Consider the following 17,087-nt stretch of genomic DNA (forward strand, 5'->3'; position numbering starts at 1 on the left):
CCTTTACATAAAAATGTGTTAGGTAATTTACTCCCTATGCACAAAAATTCATCACGCTATATCAATTACACCTCGGCATAATTGCGTCTTTCACCGGTTGTTTGGACACCCGCAAAAATAGTAACTTAAAATCCACTTCCATCTCACCGTCTATAAAAACAGGAGACTTCTGCCGAAAGAAGTTAAAACAAATGAAAAAACCCGTTATATAGTATGGACGGGCTATTTCGAAATATTAACATGTTACAACTTATAAAGACAAGAACCAACGGAATAATTCTGAGAATCCTAAATCTACTACTGTAAAGAATAACGCCATTACAATAACTGTTGAAATAACTACTACTGTATACTTTGTTAGCTCTTTACTTTTCGGCCAGCTTGTTTTGCGCATTTCTGAACCGACATCTTGTAAAAAGTTTGTCACTTTACTCATCTTAGCCTAACCTCCGAATAACTTGTTTATCTATTCTTCATTTATAACGTTTGTTTATGCACTGTATGTTCATTGCAATGCGAGCAAAATTTCTTTAATTCAAGACGTTCTGTTGTACCTTCTTTTCTTGGTACATTGTAGTTTCTTGAACCGCATTTTTCACAACTTATAACAACTTTCTTCGCCATTAACGATCACCTTTTCGGCAGTTTGTCTTTTAAAGACTAACACCTAAATTTCTTGATGTCAACACGCGTCAATGGTCATTAAGTCATTTCTTTCAACTCAATATGACGCTCTAATTTCCGCTTCACACGCTGTAACGCATTATCAATTGATTTCACATGCCGATTCAATTCTTCTGAAATTTCATTATATGATTGTCCTTCTAGATAACGAATCAACACTTGCTGTTCCAACTCACTTAATACTTCACTCATTTTCTTCTCAAGATGACTATAATCCTCACGATTGATCATTAAATGCTCAGGATCCTCTGAAATCGGGCTCGTGATGACATCCATCAATGTACGCTCCGACTCTTCATCATAAATCGGTTTGTCTAATGAAATATATGAATTAAGCGGAATATGCTTTTGACGTGTCGCCGTTTTAATGGCAGTAATAATTTGTCTTGTAATACATAATTCTGCAAATGCACGGAACGACGCAAGTTTATCTTCCTTAAAGTCACGAATCGCCTTATACAAGCCAATCATTCCTTCTTGAATGATATCTTCTTTATCCGCACCAATTAAAAAATAAGATCTAGCTTTTGCTTTCACAAAAAGCCGATATTTCGAAATCAAAAAATCTAACGCATCCGCATTGCCTAGATGCACTTGTCCAACAAGGGCTTCATCTGTTAATTGTTCAAACTGCTGTATGACTTGAATCTTTTCACTTTTAAGCAATGATATCACCTCAGCTACGCCAGAATCATTAGGAACAGTATAACTTAATTGGAATTTATGGGCAAATAATTACTTAAGGCCTCTCCGCCATTTTTCAAATTGTAACTCTACATCTTTTGATAATTTAATTCTCGAGGCAGGTTTTTCCCCTTGCGTTTCTTTTACTTTTGCCGAAATTTTTGATTGGATTATTTGCATTTCAATTTCAAACTCACGCGCAGATTTGCGTAATGCACCATGTCCAAATACAACATTTTGCTCAGTCATATCGGATGTCGCGACATGAATTTGAACTTTTCTTCCTTTTAGCTCAGTCGATAACTTTTCAATGCGTTCGTCTGCTGTTTCATTTTTACGTGTGTAAATGACCTCCACAGCATGTCGTACATATAACTGTTCGGTGCCCGGAACGAGATGTGCATCGAACACAACAATTACTCGCCATCCAGTGTGTGCTTTATATTCGGCCATGCGTTCAATTAAACGATTTCGCGCATCTTCAAAATTCGGCTCACGTAACGGACGCAACTCACTCCATGCACCAATCATATTATAGCCATCTACTAGCAATATATTTTGCATCGCCTCATCCGTTAACTTCTTGTCGCTTGCGATACACTTCGTACATAAGTAATGCCGCTGCTACCGAAGCATTTAAAGATGTTACATGTCCAATCATTGGTAAGTGGTATAAGAAATCACATTTATCTTTTAATAGACGGCTCATTCCTTTTCCTTCGCTACCAATAATTAAAGCAAGTGGTAACGTTGCATCCATTTTCCGATAATCTGCTGAACCTTTTGCATCTGTTCCAGCAATCCATACACCACGTTCCTTTAATTCATCCACCGTTTGCGCTAAATTTGTAACACGCACAACTGGAACATGCTCAATGGCACCCGTTGAAGCTTTTGCTACTACCGCCGTTAAACCAACCGCGCGACGTTTCGGTATAATGATTCCGTGCGCGCCAATCGCATCGGCTGTACGCATAATTGACCCTAAATTATGTGGGTCTTCTAATTCATCTAATAAGATAAAGAATGGATCTTCTTTTTTTGCTTGCGCAGCATTGAATAAATCATCTAGCTCTGCATAATCATAGGCAGCAACCGATGCCACCACACCTTGGTGATTCGCATCGGTTAATTGATCCACTTTCTTCTTTGGTACGAATTGCACTAAAACGCCGCGCTCTCGTGCTAAATCAAGCAATTCATTAATTCCTGTTTTCTTTACACCTTCTGCAACCCAGATCTTATTCATTTCACGACCTGAACGAAGCGCCTCTAATATCGGATTCTTACCTGCAATCATTTCTCCATTTTGTTCCGTCATGTTACGACACTCCTTTTGACTGTTCTACGATTTGAATTGCGTAGTCAATAATTTCATTGGCACGATCATGCTGTTTACTTAAAAATAGACTACCTAGTACAGCTTCAAAACCAGAGCTATTTCGGTAAGTGCGAACATCGGTATTTTTCGGAACAGAGCCAGATTTAGCATTGCGCCCTCTGCGAAATACCGCTTGCTCCTCCTCTGATAAAAAATGTTCTTCCATCATACGATAAACAATCATTGACTGCGCTTTTGCTGAAACATATTTCGTTGCCTCTTTATGCAACGTATTTGGCTTTACTTTACCGAGTAAAAGTAAATGCTCTCGAATTCTTTGCTCTAGCACGGCATCTCCCATGTAGGCTAATGCTAAAGCATTTAGTTGTTTTACATCTTGCTGTGTTAAATTATGCATTTACTGACCTCGTTTCCAGCGCGTTCCTTGACGAGTGTCTTCTAAAATAATATCCATGTTAAGCAACTGATCGCGAATTTCATCAGATCGCGCAAAGTCTCGGTTTTTTCGTGCGGTAATACGTTCTTCAATTAACGCTTCAATTTCTTCATCAAGTAAGCCTGCTTCTACTTTCACTTGGATACCTAATACATCCCCGATAAGTGTAAATGTGTCTAAAATCGCTTGTAGCACTTTCGGATCTGTATTGGCTTCGTTTAAATAAACGTTGGCAATACGCGATAGTTCAAATAAAGTCGAAATTGCATTGGCCGTATTGAAATCATCATTCATCGCTTCTTCAAAATTCGTTTTCACTTGCGCAATTTCCCCAAGCCACTGTTCGCTTCCCTCCGCAAGTCCTGCTGTTGCCGTTAAGCGATGTGCGATATTGGCATAAGCTGTACGAATACGTTCTAATCCATTTTTTGCTGCTTCCACTAAATCTTGCGCAAAGTTAATCGGATGACGGTAATGAACAGATAACATGAAGAAACGTAATACTTGTGGATCGATTTGTTGACGAATATCATGAACTAAAATAAAGTTTCCTAATGATTTCGACATTTTTTCATTATCAATATTGATATACCCGTTATGCATCCAATAACGCGCAAATGTTTTGTCATTATGCGCTTCTGATTGTGCAATTTCATTTTCATGATGTGGGAATGTTAAATCTTGCCCACCTGCATGAATATCAATTGTATCGCCTAAATGTTCACGCGCCATTACTGAACATTCAATATGCCAGCCCGGTCTCCCCTCGCCCCATGGAGATTCCCATTTTATCTCTCCCGGTTTAGCTGCTTTCCAAAGAGCAAAGTCTAATGGGTCTTCTTTCTTTTCGCCCGTTTCGATACGTGCGCCTATTTTTAAATCATCCACAGATTGATGGGATAGTTTTCCGTAGCCATCAAATTTACGTGTGCGGTAATAAACATCTCCCTGTGATTCATAGGCATAGCCTTTATCAATTAACACTTTTACAAATTCAATAATATCATCCATATGCTCGGTTACACGGGGATGGGCATCTGCCTTTTGGCATCCTAATGCTGTAATATCTTCAAAATACGCCGCAATAAAACGCTCCGTTAAAGCGAATGTTTCCTCGCCTAATTCATTGGCCGCTTTAATAATTTTATCGTCAACGTCGGTAAAGTTTGAAACAAACTTCACATCATAACCTGCATATTGGAAATAACGGCGAACTGTATCATATACAATTACAGGACGCGAATTCCCAATATGAATGTAGTTATAAACAGTTGGACCACAAACATACATTTTTACCTTCCCTTCCTCGATAGGATGAAAGGTTTCTTTTTGTCTTGTAAGTGAGTTAAAAATTTGAATCGTCATTTTCATTGCTCCTTTTTCAAATTGGAAATTTCCTGTTGTAGATGCTGAAGTGTTTGCTCTAGTGAATCACAACGATCCCCAACTGGGTCTGGGATATTTTGATGGTCTAATTTTTTTGCTTCTGTACGGACGCCATCAATCATAACCACTTTCCCAGGAATCCCTACAACAGTTGCATTTGGCGGAACTTCTTTTAGTACAACGGAGCCCGCACCGATTTTGCTATTTTCACCGATTGTGATCGAACCAAGTACTTTTGCACCTGTTGCAACAAGCACACCATCTTCTAACGTCGGGTGGCGCTTTCCTTTTTCTTTCCCTGTACCACCTAGTGTTACTCCTTGATAAATCGTTACATCATTACCTATTTCACAAGTTTCTCCAACGACGACACCCATTCCATGGTCAATAAAGAAACGCCGACCTATTTTTGCCCCTGGGTGAATTTCGATTCCTGTAAAAAATCTACTCATTTGTGAAATTACGCGGGCAAAAAAGAATAACTTTCTTTTGAAAAACCAATGTGCAATGCGATGTGACCAAATCGCATGCAAACCAGAATACGTTAAAACGACCTCAAAAACGCTCCTTGCCGCTGGATCATTCTCAAAAATATTATCAATATCTTCTTTCATTCTTTTAAACATGCCAATCCCTCCCCTTTTTTCTAAAATCCTGTTTTCTTAGCCACTAAAAAAGCGCCTCCATCACCTAAAAATAGGTGACAGAGACGCTTGTATCGCGCGGTTCCACTCTGGTTGAAGAGGCACATAGACTCTTCCGCTTAAAATTGCCCGATAACGTGGACAAAGCGATTTAGCCTACTACAATCGTTCAACTAAATACTCGAAGGTGCATTTCAGTTTTGCCCTGACCTAGATCACTTTCAGCCGGTGATGATCCTCTCTAAAAGGCGTGCGCCACGTACTTCTCCTTCTCAACGCGTTATGTTATGTGTAATGTAAATTCATTTTACATTTATTCTATGAAAAATCAATGCTTTTGCTTACTAATTTGCAAATTTTTCTACGCGAGCAATCGCCTTTTCTTTGCCGATTAAGCTAATTGCATCCGCCAGTTCTGGACCATGTGTTTGACCCGTTGTTACGACACGAATTGGCATGAATAAGTTTTTACCTTTTGCCCCTGTATCCTTTTGAACGGCTTTAATTGAAGCTTTAATTGAAGCTGCATCAAATGACTCTAATGCTTCTAATTGCGTTTTAAATGACGCCATTACTGCTGGTACCATTTCACCCGCTAACACTTCTTTTGCTGCTTCATCATATTCAATTTCTTCAGTAAAGAATAGGCTAGAAAGTTCTACGATTTCCGAACCAAAGCTCATTTGCTCATGGTAAAGACCGATTACTGCAGAAGCCCAAGCGTGCTGCTCTTCTGTTAACGTTTCTGGTAGGACATTTGCCTTTTGTAAATGTGGTAGAGCAAGTGCTACGACCGCTTCATGAGATAATGTTTTAATGTATTGGTTATTCATCCACGTAAGCTTTGTTTTATCAAACATTGACGGTGATTTTGACAAACGTTTTTCATCAAATAATCGAACGAACTCATCATGTGAAAAAATTTCTTCTTCGCCTTCTGGAGACCAGCCTAGTAAGCCGAAGAAGTTAAACATTGCTTCTGGTAAATAACCAAGGTCTTTATACTGGGCAACGAATTGAATGATCGATTCATCACGTTTTGATAATTTTTTACGATCTTCATTTACGATTAGCGTCATATGGCCGTATTGTGGGTATTCCCAGCCAAATGCATCGAAAATCATCATTTGTTTTGGTGTGTTTGATAAATGCTCTTCTCCACGGAATACATGTGTAATGTCCATGAAGTGATCATCTAATACAACCGCATAGTTATACGTAGGGATACCATTTGCTTTTACTAATACCCAGTCGCCAATATCCTTAGATTCGAATGATACTTCACCTCGAACTAAGTCTGTGAACTTATACGTAACATTTGCTGGGATGCGCATACGAATTGTATGTGAAATGCCCTCTGCTTCTTTTTGTGCTACTTCTTCAGCTGATAAGTGGCGACATTTACCATCATACGTAGGTGCCGCTACACCATTTGCTTTTTGAATTTCACGTGAAGCTTCTAATTCTTCTGAAGAACAGAAACATTTGTACGCTTGACCTGCAGCAAGCATTTTTTCGGCATGCTCTTTGTAAATATCTAAACGTTCCATTTGACGATATGGCGCATAAGGTCCCCCAATATCGATTGACTCATCCGGTGTAATACCTAACCAGCGTAAGTTATCAAGTTGAGATGCTTCGCCGCCTTCTACATTACGCTCAATGTCTGTATCTTCAATACGTACTACGAAAGTACCGTTATGATGTTTTGCATATAAATAGTTAAATAGCGCCGTACGTGCCCCACCAATGTGTAAAAATCCTGTTGGCGATGGTGCATAACGAACGCGAACTGTTTTAGTCATGATTGTGCCTCCTAAAATTGCTTAAAAAATTTATGTCAATCTTTATCATTATTCATTTTACCACTTGCAAATGTTAAATAAAAGTTGCTTACGCCGAAATTTGGCACTCGCTCGTATTTTATGCCTTGATTAATAAAATTGTCACCATCGCGGCAATTCCCTCTTCACGACCAACAAAGCCTAATTTTTCTGTTGTTGTAGCCTTCACATTAACTTGAGATGGCTCTGCATTTAATAATTCAGCAATGCGATTTTGCATCGGTATAATATAAGGTGCCATCTTTGGACGCTGCGCCATAATTGTACAGTCGACATTACCTAATTTATAGCCACGTTCCTCTACCATTTTCCAAATAAACGCCAGTAATTTAGCTGAATCTGCATCTTTCCACTCTGGATCTGTATCTGGGAAGTGACGTCCAATATCCCCTTCTCCAATTGCTCCAAGTGCTGCATCTGTCACTGTATGTAATAGTACATCTGCATCTGAATGTCCTAAAAGTCCGCGCTCATGCGGGATTGTAATACCCCCAATAATTAAAGGACGCCCTTCCGCAAACTCGTGTACATCAAAACCTTGTCCAATTCGAAACATATTCCACGCTAGCCTATCGAGTAATGATAAACTAGCCTTCACCTTCTTTCTAATTTTCTCTATAGCCTTAGTATAATCAACTTCCGATAAAAGCACTAATTTTTCTGCATTTCTTCTTAATTCCTTTTAACGAATAATAACCCTTCAAGTCATTTCCATCCCTCACAAAATAGCTTACGCCCATTTAGAGTTTCTAATAACATTTTCGAAATAAAGATTTAAAAAAGCACCCTGAAAGTTTTAATCCTTTCGTGGTGCTTTTAGTTATTTACATTTGACGATGATTTAAAATGGCTTCACCAAAAATTAAATCTTCCTTCGTTGTCATTTTGACATTTTCATAATCGCTTTCTACAATATGAATTTCATTTCCTAAGCGTTCAACGAGCATCGCCTCATCCGTCCCTAGAAAACCTACTTTTTCTGCGACATCCTGTGCTTTTACTATTAAATCAAAACGGAATGCTTGAGGCGTTTGAATCATCCATAACGATTCACGGTCTACAGTCTCTTTAATGAGGCCCTTTTTTACAATTTTCATTGTATCTTTTGCACGCACTCCCGCAATGGCCGCACCTTTTTCGAACGCAACCTGCGCAAGCTTCGTAATTGTTGATGTCGTAATGAATGGGCGTGCCGCATCATGGACAAGCACAACTTCCACGGCTGTCATCTCTTTAATGCAAGAATGAACCGAGTGCTGTCGTTCCACACCACCTGTTGGTAAGCCCTTTACTTTGGAAATTTGGTATTGCTTAAGCAATGTTTGAATATATGCGCGTTCCTCATCTTTAACTGCAAGCCAAATTCCTGTGCAATTTTCATCTTGCTCGAACACCGATAATGTATGCACCAAAATGGGCTTTCCTGCTAGTGGTATAAATAATTTATTTTGCCCAGCTCCCATGCGTTTCCCGCTACCAGCTGCTGGCAAAACGACTTCATAACGCAAAATCTTCACTTCCCTAATCTTCTTTTGGCTTCGCAAATATCATACGGCCTGCCGACGTTTGGAGTACGCTCGTTACCGTTACCGTAATCGCCTGTCCAATATAACTGCGACCACCTTCTACTACAATCATTGTCCCGTCATCTAAATAGGCAACGCCTTGATTATGCTCTTTCCCATCTTTAATCACGACAACTTGCATATCTTCACCAGGTATCACAACTGGCTTCACTGCATTTGCTAAATCATTAATATTCAACACTTGAACTCTGTGTAATTCACAAACTTTATTTAAATTGAAATCATTCGTTAAAATTTGCGCATCCATTTTTTTCGCTAAACGCACTAATTTTAGATCGACTTCCGCTACATCTTCAAAATCAATTTCCGTAATTAATACTTTCGAAGCGCGTTCATCTTGTAGACGCTTTAAAATATCTAGACCTCGGCGACCACGCGTACGCTTTAATGTGTCCGAAGAATCCGCGATATGCTGTAATTCGGTTAATACAAACTGTGGAACAACAAGCGTTCCTTCAACAAATCCAGTTGTAGAAATATCTGCAATCCGGCCATCTATGATGACACTTGTATCAAGTAATTTATAAAGCTCTCGCGATTTGACTGGTGGTGCTTCAGCTGACTTCTTTTTTGATGAAGCATTTCCCGAAAACATTTGCAGGAGCTCTTCTCGCTTACTAAAACCTAATCGGAACCCTAAATATCCTAAAATAATTGATAAAATAATTGATAAAATCGCTGGAATGACTGCCGTCACCGCAAGGATATTCATTTGATTAATCGCTACTCCAACTAATGTTGCTACGCTTAATCCGACGATCAAACCAAACGTACCAAATAATAAATCAGCAGCAGGCAATTTAAACAAAGTTTCCTCAGACCATGTAATAAGTCTCACAAAATAATCAGATAATACAAAAGATAATACAAATAACATCGTAGCACCTATCGCAACCGAGATATATGGATTATTAAGCCATGGATTAGATGATAAATTCATAAACTCGTATAATGGCGGTAAGAAAATAAGACCTAATGCTCCCCCGATAAATAAAAATGCTACTTGAATAATTCGCTTTAACACGCTATTCACCTCCTAAAAATAATTATACATATATCATTCGTTTGATGCGACGAACAAGTCCCGAATTTGTACTACAACAGAAATCAATATTTTTAATCACTTTGTTAAAAATAAGTTACCCTATTATATTTTTACATAAAAATGGGCTTTTTAACATAATTTTATTGTTAAATTTGTATTGTATTCATTCTTTAATGACATTCTTTCTTCAAAATTTTATCATTATATAGTTAATTACATTATTTTAGTATATTATCCGAATATATACATAAAGAAATGCACCCTGGATAAGGAGAAAACGTTATGAATACAACAAAAGAAATAAAAATTTCGACTGCGGATCCATCAGCCATTGGTTTATTTGGATTAGCCATTGTGACGTTTGTTGCGTCCACTCAAAAAATTGGATGGACAGAAGGCGTAGGTTTAGTACTTCCTTGGGCAATTTTCTTAGGCGGAATCGCTCAATTTTATGCATCTGTGTTAGATGCAAAACATAATAATACATTTGGTACAACGGCATTCGGTGCTTACGGCTTATTCTGGATGGGTGTTGGTACAAGCTGGTTTATCCAAGCTGGCGTATTCGGTGAAGCATTACAAGTATCTGCTGATACTCGTCAGCTAGGTGTTGTTTATTTAGGTTACTTAATCTTTACCCTTTTCATGACAATTGGAGCAGCCGAAACGAATAAAGTTTTATTTGCCATTTTTGTTATGATTGATTTCTTATTCATTGGTTTAACTTTAAGCTCATTTGGTATTATGGAACACGGTATGCACTTACTCGCTGCTTATTCGGAGCTAACGATTGCCCTTTTATCATTGTATGGTGCGGGTGCTAATGTTTTAAACAAGCATTTCGGTTTTACGTTTTTACCGATTGGCAAGCCATTTGGTATTTTCACAAGAGATGCATTTGTAAAGAAAACTTCATCAGTAAAAGCGTAATAGAAAGGGAAGTCGCCATTTTGGTGAACTTCCCTTTTTATGCTGTATTCTTTATAAATCACGAAACGATGATTTTAAGGAATCACTTATCGTTTCGACACCAACGACTTGAATTCCTTCTGGGAACTCCCAACCACCAATATTTGAAGCTGGAATAATCGCACGCTTAAAACCCAATTTAGCAGCTTCTTGTACGCGTTGCTCAATACGTGAAACACGACGTACCTCACCGGTTAAGCCAACTTCCCCTATAAAACAATCAGTTGGACGGACTGCCTGATCTTTAAAGCTAGAAACAACGCTTGTTAAAACCGCCAAATCTATCGCAGGTTCATCTAATTTCACTCCGCCGGCTACTTTAATATAAGCATCTTGCGCTTGTAGCATCATACCCATTCGTTTTTCTAACACAGCCATCAGTAATTGTACACGGTTTTGGTCTACCCCCGTTGCCATGCGCTTCGGATAATTAAAGCTCGTTGGTGTCACAAGTGATTGAATTTCAACAAGGATCGGACGTGTCCCTTCCATCGAAGCCACAATTGTTGAACCCGGTGCCCCTTGTGAACGCTCTTGTAAAAATAGCTCAGAAGGGTTTAATACTTCCTTCAGTCCACCATGTAACATTTCAAAAATTGCAATTTCATTTGTTGATCCGAAACGGTTTTTCTGACTTCGTAAAATACGATGATTGTGATGGCGCTCTCCTTCGAAATAAAGCACTGTATCAACCATGTGCTCCAAAATACGTGGTCCTGCAATTTGACCTTCTTTCGTCACATGCCCTACTAAGAAAATGGCGATATTTTTTGTTTTTGCAATACGCATCAATTCCGCCGTACATTCTCTCACTTGCGAAACACTACCTGGTGCACTTGTCACTTCAGGATGGTGCACTGTTTGAATGGAGTCTACAATTACAAACTTCGGCTGAACCTCTTCTATTGTTTGATTTAAAAATTCTAAGTTGGTTTCCGAATAAATGTACAGCTCTGGAGATTTGACGCCTAGACGCTCTGCACGTAGCTTTGTCTGGCGAACGGATTCCTCACCAGAAATATATAATACGCGCTTTCCTTGATTAGAAAGCAGTGCAGAAACCTGGAGTAGTAAAGTAGATTTCCCAATTCCAGGATCTCCTCCAATTAACACTAATGAACCTGGTACAATGCCTCCCCCTAGCACACGATTAAATTCATTCATTTGTGTGACAATACGGGTTTCCTCAGGTGTATCTACATTAATAATAGGAATTGCTTTTGTCGTCGTTGAGGAATGCTGAAAAGCCCCACGTGGGCCCTTTGAAATGACTTCAACTTCTTCATTCATCGTATTCCATTCACCACAACCAGGACATCGCCCCATCCATTTAGCTGCCTCATAACCACAGCTATTACATAAAAACTTTGATTTTTTCTTTGCCATGTACTAAATCCTCCGAATGTTTGTTCTTACATTGTACATGAAACTATTCATAGCGCCTATTCTTTTCGCTAAAATTCCTATTTGAATAGAAAAACGAGGTAGTAAAAAACCTACCCCGCTAAAAATCTGTAACATCCGCTAGGGACTTTGAGCCAACACAACGTTGGTAACTTAGGCTTTGCCGTAAAATTAGTTAGTAGGCACACTATTTTGGCTGTGCACCATAAATTCTTCATTTACGAAATCTAACACAACTTTTTGAGTCTTATCAATTTCACCTTTTAATAGCTCTTCTGATAAGCGGTCCTCTACGTGTTTTTGTATTGCACGACGTAATGGGCGGGCACCATATTGTGGATCATAGCCTTCTTCCACAATTTTTTGAAGTGCTGCATCCGTTAACTCTAACTCGATATCCTGCTCTTTTAATCGATTTATTAAAGACTGCGCCATAAGAGTAACGATTTCCTTTAAGTGTTCTTTTTCTAATGAATGGAACACAATCATTTCATCAATACGGTTTAAGAACTCTGGACGGAATGCCTTTTTCAATTCCTCTAGCATCGTCCCTTTCATATCTTTATTCTTCGTTGTCGTATCCCCAACATTAAAACCAACATATTTTTGATATTTAAGGGCATCTGCTCCAACGTTCGATGTCATAATTACAACCGTATTACGGAAATCTACTGTTCGGCCCTTCGAATCTGTTAATCGCCCATCTTCAAGCACTTGCAATAAAATATTGAACACATCTGGGTGCGCCTTTTCAATTTCATCTAAAAGCACAACAGAATATGGTTTACGACGAACTTTTTCTGTTAATTGTCCCCCATCGTCAAACCCTACATAGCCTGGAGGTGAACCAACTAAACGAGACGTCGAATGCTTTTCCATATACTCAGACATATCGACACGAATCATCGAATCCTCATCACCAAACATGACCTCTGCTAAAGCTCGTGCTAGCTCTGTTTTACCTACACCCGTTGGACCAAGGAATACAAATGAGCCAATCGGACGTTTCGGATCCTTTAAGCCTGCTCGAGCACGGCGAATTGCACGAGAAATCGCTTCTACCGCCTCGCTTTGACCAACTACACGTTTGTGTAATTCTTCTTCAAGATTTAATAGTTTTGCGGATTCTTCCTGAGCAATTTTTGAAACAGGAATTCCGGTCCACATCGCAACTACTTGCGCGATATCATCCACATTTACTGTAGATTCCTCTTTTCCTTGCTTCTCTTTCCACTCTTTTTTCATTTGCTCTAATTTTGTTTTTTCCTTTTGTTCTGAGTCACGAAGCGCTGCGGCCTTTTCAAATTCTTGGCTAGATACAGCGGCATTTTTCTCAGATTTTATGCTTTCTAAACTATCTTCTAACTCTTTTAAATTTGGCGGAACCGTATAAGAACGCAAACGTACTTTTGAACCAGCTTCATCAATTAAATCAATGGCTTTGTCTGGTAGGAAACGATCTGAAATGTAACGGTCTGATAATTTCGCTGCCGCTTCCACTGCTTCATCAGTAATTTTTACACGGTGATGCGCTTCATAACGATCACGTAGCCCTTTAATAATTAGAATCGTTTCATCAACAGTCGGCTCATCTACTTGAATTGGCTGGAAGCGGCGTTCAAGTGCTGCATCTTTTTCAATATATTTACGGTACTCATCCAATGTCGTCGCACCAATACATTGCAATTCTCCGCGTGCCAAAGATGGCTTTAAAATATTTGATGCGTCAATCGCACCTTCTGCACCACCAGCGCCAATTAAAGTATGCAGTTCGTCGATGAATAAAATAATGTTCCCCGCTTGGCGTATTTCATCCATTACCTTTTTTAAACGATCCTCGAACTCACCACGGTATTTCGTTCCTGCTACGACTGTCCCCATATCTAAAGTCATTACGCGTTTGTCACGTAAAATTTCAGGCACTTCATTATTCACAATTTGCTGTGCTAACCCTTCTGCAATGGCTGTTTTACCAACGCCAGGCTCACCGATTAATACCGGATTATTTTTTGTACGACGAGATAATACTTCAATGACACGCGTAATTTCCTTTGAACGACCAATGACAGGGTCAAGTGAACCTTCACGCGCTATCACTGTTAAGTCACGTGCTAAACTATCTAATGTTGGCGTATTAACGGTTTGGTTCATTGGTGTCCCGCTACCATTAGTTGTGTCATTATTCCCTAAAAGTAATAATACTTGCTGACGAGCCTTATTAATACTTACGCCTGTATTAGCTAATACACGCGCTGCAACGCCTTCCCCTTCACGAATTAACGCTAATAAGATATGCTCTGTTCCGACATACGCATGACCGAGTTTACGTGATTCATCTAAAGATAATTCAATCACCTTTTTTGCACGCGGTGTGTAATGGACAATCGGACCAACCTCTTCTGTTCCTTTTCCTACAAGCTCTTCAATACCCGATTCAATCATTTTTGGACTAATATTAATTGCCTCTAATGCTTTTGCGGCAATTCCACCACCTTCACGAATAAGGCCAAGTAAAATATGCTCTGTTCCAATTTCTTTATGCTTCCAGCGAATTGCCTCTTCTTGAGCAAGTTGTAACACCTTTTGTGCGCGTTGTGTAAATCGATTAAACATCATATAGAATCCTCCCCTTTTTCCCCATTATTAAAACTTTCATCTTGTTGTCGTAGTTTATCTTGTAACAGCTTTGCACGATACATATCGCGTTCAGCTGGCTGCAACGTTGTTCCGACATATTGCTGGATAAATCCCGGCTGGATTAATAACATACATTCATTCAGTCGACTTTGAGAAATCGGCTCTAATAACCCTAAACTTACACCGAGACGAATATTAGATAAGCAACTTGCCGCTTCCTCACTCGATAGAATTTTCGCATATTTTAAAGTACCGAGTGACCGACTCAAACGATCTTCCAAAGTCGATGGTGCGCGAATAAGTAATGCCTTTCGAGCACTTTGCTCTTTTTTAATCACTTGTTCGACAACATCACGTAACTCCTGCAAAATGTCCAATTCAGATTTCCCTAGAGTTATTTGGTTTGAAATTTGGTAAACACTACCTAAATTTTCACTACCTTCTCCATATATACCCCTTACAACCATTCCTAATCTTGTCATCATTTGAATTAATGCATTCATTTGTTTCGTAAAGGTTAGGGCTGGTAAATGTAACATGACCGATGCTCGCAAACCTGTACCGACATTTGTTGGACAGCTCGTTAAATAACCAAATCGCTCTTGATATGCATAAGTAATATGCTGACTTAAATAACGGTCTATTTTGCGCGCTTTCTCAAATGCATCTTCAATGTGCATTCCGCAGGCTAAACATTGTATTCGGATATGGTCTTCTTCATTCACCATAATACTGAATGACTCATCTTCTGTTAAAAAAACAGAACCAATTTTTTTACGGTTCGCTAAATTGGGGCTAATTAAATGTTTTTCAACCAAAATTTGACGCTGTAATTGTGGTAAATCTTTTATAGGAAAATGAGAAAAATGATACGGGTTCTTTTCATGTGAAAATAAAGCATTCATCAATTCATCTTCTATTCCTTGTGCTTCCTCTTCAGTAAAGCTATTCGGAAATCGTGTCCTGGCAATATTTCGAGCAAGTCGAATGCGTGTACTTATGACGATATCCGAATCATCCTCATTTCGCATCCAGCTTGGATTGGCATTCGTTAAAAAATGCTCGATATTCATGATTGCTCCTCACCTCCCAAATTAACTTTACTTTCAAGCAAGCGAATTTCATCTCGAAATTTTGCTGCATCTTCAAAATGTTCCGCTAAAATAGCCCGTTGCAATTGTTCACGTAGCGTCTCTATTTGGTACTTTATTTTTTCTATAGAAATCGTTTGCTCTTTAAAACCAACATGCTTTGTACCAGCTTGAATACGTTCAAGTAACTGTGGCAATTGCCCACTAAACGTTTCATAACAATTTTCACAACCAAACTTACCTTGTTTTAAAAATTGTCGATACGTCAAACCACATGTGGGACAATTCGTTGTTTTTTTCTCTGTTGCTTGTTTAATTTCTTTCGTAGTCGAAGCTGGTAAGAAATTCAACCAATTGGAAATAAATTGATGAATTGAAACAGGCTCATTACTTGCTTCAAATTGAAACGGGTGAAATTGTGCAGCACATATTTCGCAATAATGCCGTTCAACTTTTTGTTCATTTTGAATTTGTGTAACGGTCACATTAGCAGGTCTTTGCTTGCAATGTCCACATATCATTTAACAGCCCCCTCACTTCTCAAACGAAATTACTTTTAACATCGCACGCATAATATGTGCCCTTAGTTGATCACGTACTGGCAATGGTAATTGTAATGTCTCACGATCCATTGCCGCTCTCATAATCGTTGCCTCGCGCTCGGAAATAATCGCTTCTTCAAGCATTCTGTAAATTATGCGATTTGCATTTGTTTGCGCTATGCCCTCACCAATTTGTGTGTCCATTTCATCTAATAAATCTTTTTTTGAGTGGATTGTTACGCGCAAAATTCGAATATAACCCCCACCTCCACGCTTACTTTCTACAAGGTAACCGTGTTCAGCAGTAAATCGTGTATTAATGACGTAGTTGATTTGTGAAGGTACACATTGAAACTTATCGGCAAGTTCACTCCGTTTAATTTCAATATGTCCTTGTCCTTTTAATTCAATAACCTCTTTTAAATACCCTTCAATAATGTCAGATATATTACTCATGCTGTCTTTCACCTCACTACCAACTGACTTTGACTATCTTTGACTTAAATATACAATAGGCAAAAAACTAAATGCAAATTATAAACCCTGCTCACGAAGATCAATTACGCCTCGGCGTAATTGCGTCCAGATGTTTTTCGAGCTCGCTTGAAAAACTCCCCTTAAAATCTGTGACACCGCCGGGGCATTAACTTGATTCAGCCTGGGTTTGAACCCTCAATGAATTTAGGTCATACTTGGCATTCATCCCCCACTTATAGAAATAAGAACTTTCTGCTGAAACAAGTTAATTTCTCTATTTACTTATGGGGATTTTCTTGAAAATTTATACATTTAA

18 protein-coding genes and 1 other annotated feature are annotated in these 17,087 nt (G+C 38.9%); of the genes, 1 reads left to right on the forward strand and 17 read right to left on the reverse strand.

Annotation, left to right across the window (positions count from 1 at the left end; all coding sequences use genetic code 11):
* Positions 1-250 precede the first annotated feature (250 nt).
* The 12 genes from secE to CSE16_RS20805 all read right to left on the reverse strand — a co-directional run bounded on the left by secE (position 251) and on the right by CSE16_RS20805 (position 9,630).
* Positions 251-436, reverse strand: a complete 186-nt coding sequence (gene secE / locus CSE16_RS20750; RefSeq protein ID WP_099425614.1) for a preprotein translocase subunit SecE — start codon at positions 434-436, stop codon at positions 251-253.
* 41 nt (positions 437-477) lie between these two features.
* A complete protein-coding gene (gene rpmG / locus CSE16_RS20755; protein WP_099425615.1) occupies positions 478-624 on the reverse strand; it encodes a 50S ribosomal protein L33 in 147 nt (48 codons plus the stop codon).
* 78 nt (positions 625-702) lie between these two features.
* Complete coding sequence (gene sigH / locus CSE16_RS20760; protein ID WP_099425616.1) at positions 703-1,350, reverse strand: RNA polymerase sporulation sigma factor SigH; 648 nt, start codon at positions 1,348-1,350, stop codon at positions 703-705.
* Between the two features lie 69 nt (positions 1,351-1,419).
* Positions 1,420-1,932 carry an NYN domain-containing protein gene (locus tag CSE16_RS20765; protein ID WP_099425617.1) on the reverse strand — a complete coding sequence of 171 codons (513 nt, stop codon included), beginning with the start codon at positions 1,930-1,932 and terminating at the stop codon, positions 1,420-1,422.
* A gap of 4 nt (positions 1,933-1,936) precedes the next feature.
* Entirely contained in the window at positions 1,937-2,689 is a 753-nt protein-coding gene (gene rlmB / locus CSE16_RS20770; RefSeq protein ID WP_099425618.1) for a 23S rRNA (guanosine(2251)-2'-O)-methyltransferase RlmB, read from the reverse strand.
* 1 nt (position 2,690) lies between these two features.
* On the reverse strand, positions 2,691-3,107 hold the full coding sequence (locus CSE16_RS20775) for a Mini-ribonuclease 3 (RefSeq protein WP_099425619.1): 417 nt from the start codon (positions 3,105-3,107) through the stop codon (positions 2,691-2,693).
* The gene (cysS, locus tag CSE16_RS20780) at positions 3,108-4,511 is read right to left on the reverse strand and encodes a cysteine--tRNA ligase (protein WP_099425620.1); all 1,404 of its coding nucleotides are present in this window, start codon (positions 4,509-4,511) and stop codon (positions 3,108-3,110) included.
* Between the two features lie 2 nt (positions 4,512-4,513).
* On the reverse strand, positions 4,514-5,158 hold the full coding sequence (cysE, locus tag CSE16_RS20785; RefSeq protein ID WP_099425621.1) for a serine O-acetyltransferase: 645 nt from the start codon (positions 5,156-5,158) through the stop codon (positions 4,514-4,516).
* A gap of 76 nt (positions 5,159-5,234) precedes the next feature.
* Positions 5,235-5,461, reverse strand: a binding site (T-box leader).
* Positions 5,462-5,520: 59 nt separating this feature from the next.
* Complete coding sequence (gene gltX, locus CSE16_RS20790) at positions 5,521-6,981, reverse strand: glutamate--tRNA ligase (RefSeq protein ID WP_099425622.1); 1,461 nt, start codon at positions 6,979-6,981, stop codon at positions 5,521-5,523.
* Between the two features lie 118 nt (positions 6,982-7,099).
* Positions 7,100-7,576 carry a 2-C-methyl-D-erythritol 2,4-cyclodiphosphate synthase gene (ispF, locus tag CSE16_RS20795; RefSeq protein WP_099425902.1) on the reverse strand — a complete coding sequence of 159 codons (477 nt, stop codon included), beginning with the start codon at positions 7,574-7,576 and terminating at the stop codon, positions 7,100-7,102.
* 268 nt (positions 7,577-7,844) lie between these two features.
* Positions 7,845-8,528, reverse strand: a complete 684-nt coding sequence (ispD, locus tag CSE16_RS20800) for a 2-C-methyl-D-erythritol 4-phosphate cytidylyltransferase (protein ID WP_099425623.1) — start codon at positions 8,526-8,528, stop codon at positions 7,845-7,847.
* Between the two features lie 13 nt (positions 8,529-8,541).
* A complete protein-coding gene (locus CSE16_RS20805; protein ID WP_099425624.1) occupies positions 8,542-9,630 on the reverse strand; it encodes a PIN/TRAM domain-containing protein in 1,089 nt (362 codons plus the stop codon).
* Between the two features lie 303 nt (positions 9,631-9,933).
* On the opposite strand from CSE16_RS20805, the gene CSE16_RS20810 reads away from it, so the two are divergent.
* On the forward strand, positions 9,934-10,581 hold the full coding sequence (locus tag CSE16_RS20810) for an acetate uptake transporter (protein WP_099425625.1): 648 nt from the start codon (positions 9,934-9,936) through the stop codon (positions 10,579-10,581).
* Positions 10,582-10,632: 51 nt separating this feature from the next.
* Here CSE16_RS20810 and radA read toward each other — a convergent pair whose 3' ends face one another.
* The 5 genes from radA to CSE16_RS20835 all read right to left on the reverse strand — a co-directional run bounded on the left by radA (position 10,633) and on the right by CSE16_RS20835 (position 16,750).
* Positions 10,633-12,006 (reverse strand): DNA repair protein RadA, encoded by a 1,374-nt coding sequence (radA, locus tag CSE16_RS20815; RefSeq protein ID WP_099425626.1) that lies wholly within the window; start codon positions 12,004-12,006, stop codon positions 10,633-10,635.
* Positions 12,007-12,195: 189 nt separating this feature from the next.
* Positions 12,196-14,640 carry an ATP-dependent Clp protease ATP-binding subunit gene (locus CSE16_RS20820; RefSeq protein ID WP_099425627.1) on the reverse strand — a complete coding sequence of 815 codons (2,445 nt, stop codon included), beginning with the start codon at positions 14,638-14,640 and terminating at the stop codon, positions 12,196-12,198.
* Positions 14,637-15,734 carry a protein-arginine kinase McsB gene (locus CSE16_RS20825; protein WP_099425628.1) on the reverse strand — a complete coding sequence of 366 codons (1,098 nt, stop codon included), beginning with the start codon at positions 15,732-15,734 and terminating at the stop codon, positions 14,637-14,639. Before CSE16_RS20825 ends, CSE16_RS20820 begins: the two co-directional genes overlap by 4 nt.
* On the reverse strand, positions 15,731-16,273 hold the full coding sequence (locus tag CSE16_RS20830; protein WP_099425629.1) for a UvrB/UvrC motif-containing protein: 543 nt from the start codon (positions 16,271-16,273) through the stop codon (positions 15,731-15,733). Before CSE16_RS20830 ends, CSE16_RS20825 begins: the two co-directional genes overlap by 4 nt.
* A gap of 12 nt (positions 16,274-16,285) precedes the next feature.
* Complete coding sequence (locus tag CSE16_RS20835) at positions 16,286-16,750, reverse strand: CtsR family transcriptional regulator (protein ID WP_099425630.1); 465 nt, start codon at positions 16,748-16,750, stop codon at positions 16,286-16,288.
* Positions 16,751-17,087: the final 337 nt, after the last annotated feature.

It is taken from the genome of Solibacillus sp. R5-41 (genome assembly GCF_002736105.1).
Taxonomy (GTDB): Bacteria; Bacillota; Bacilli; order Bacillales_A; family Planococcaceae; genus Solibacillus.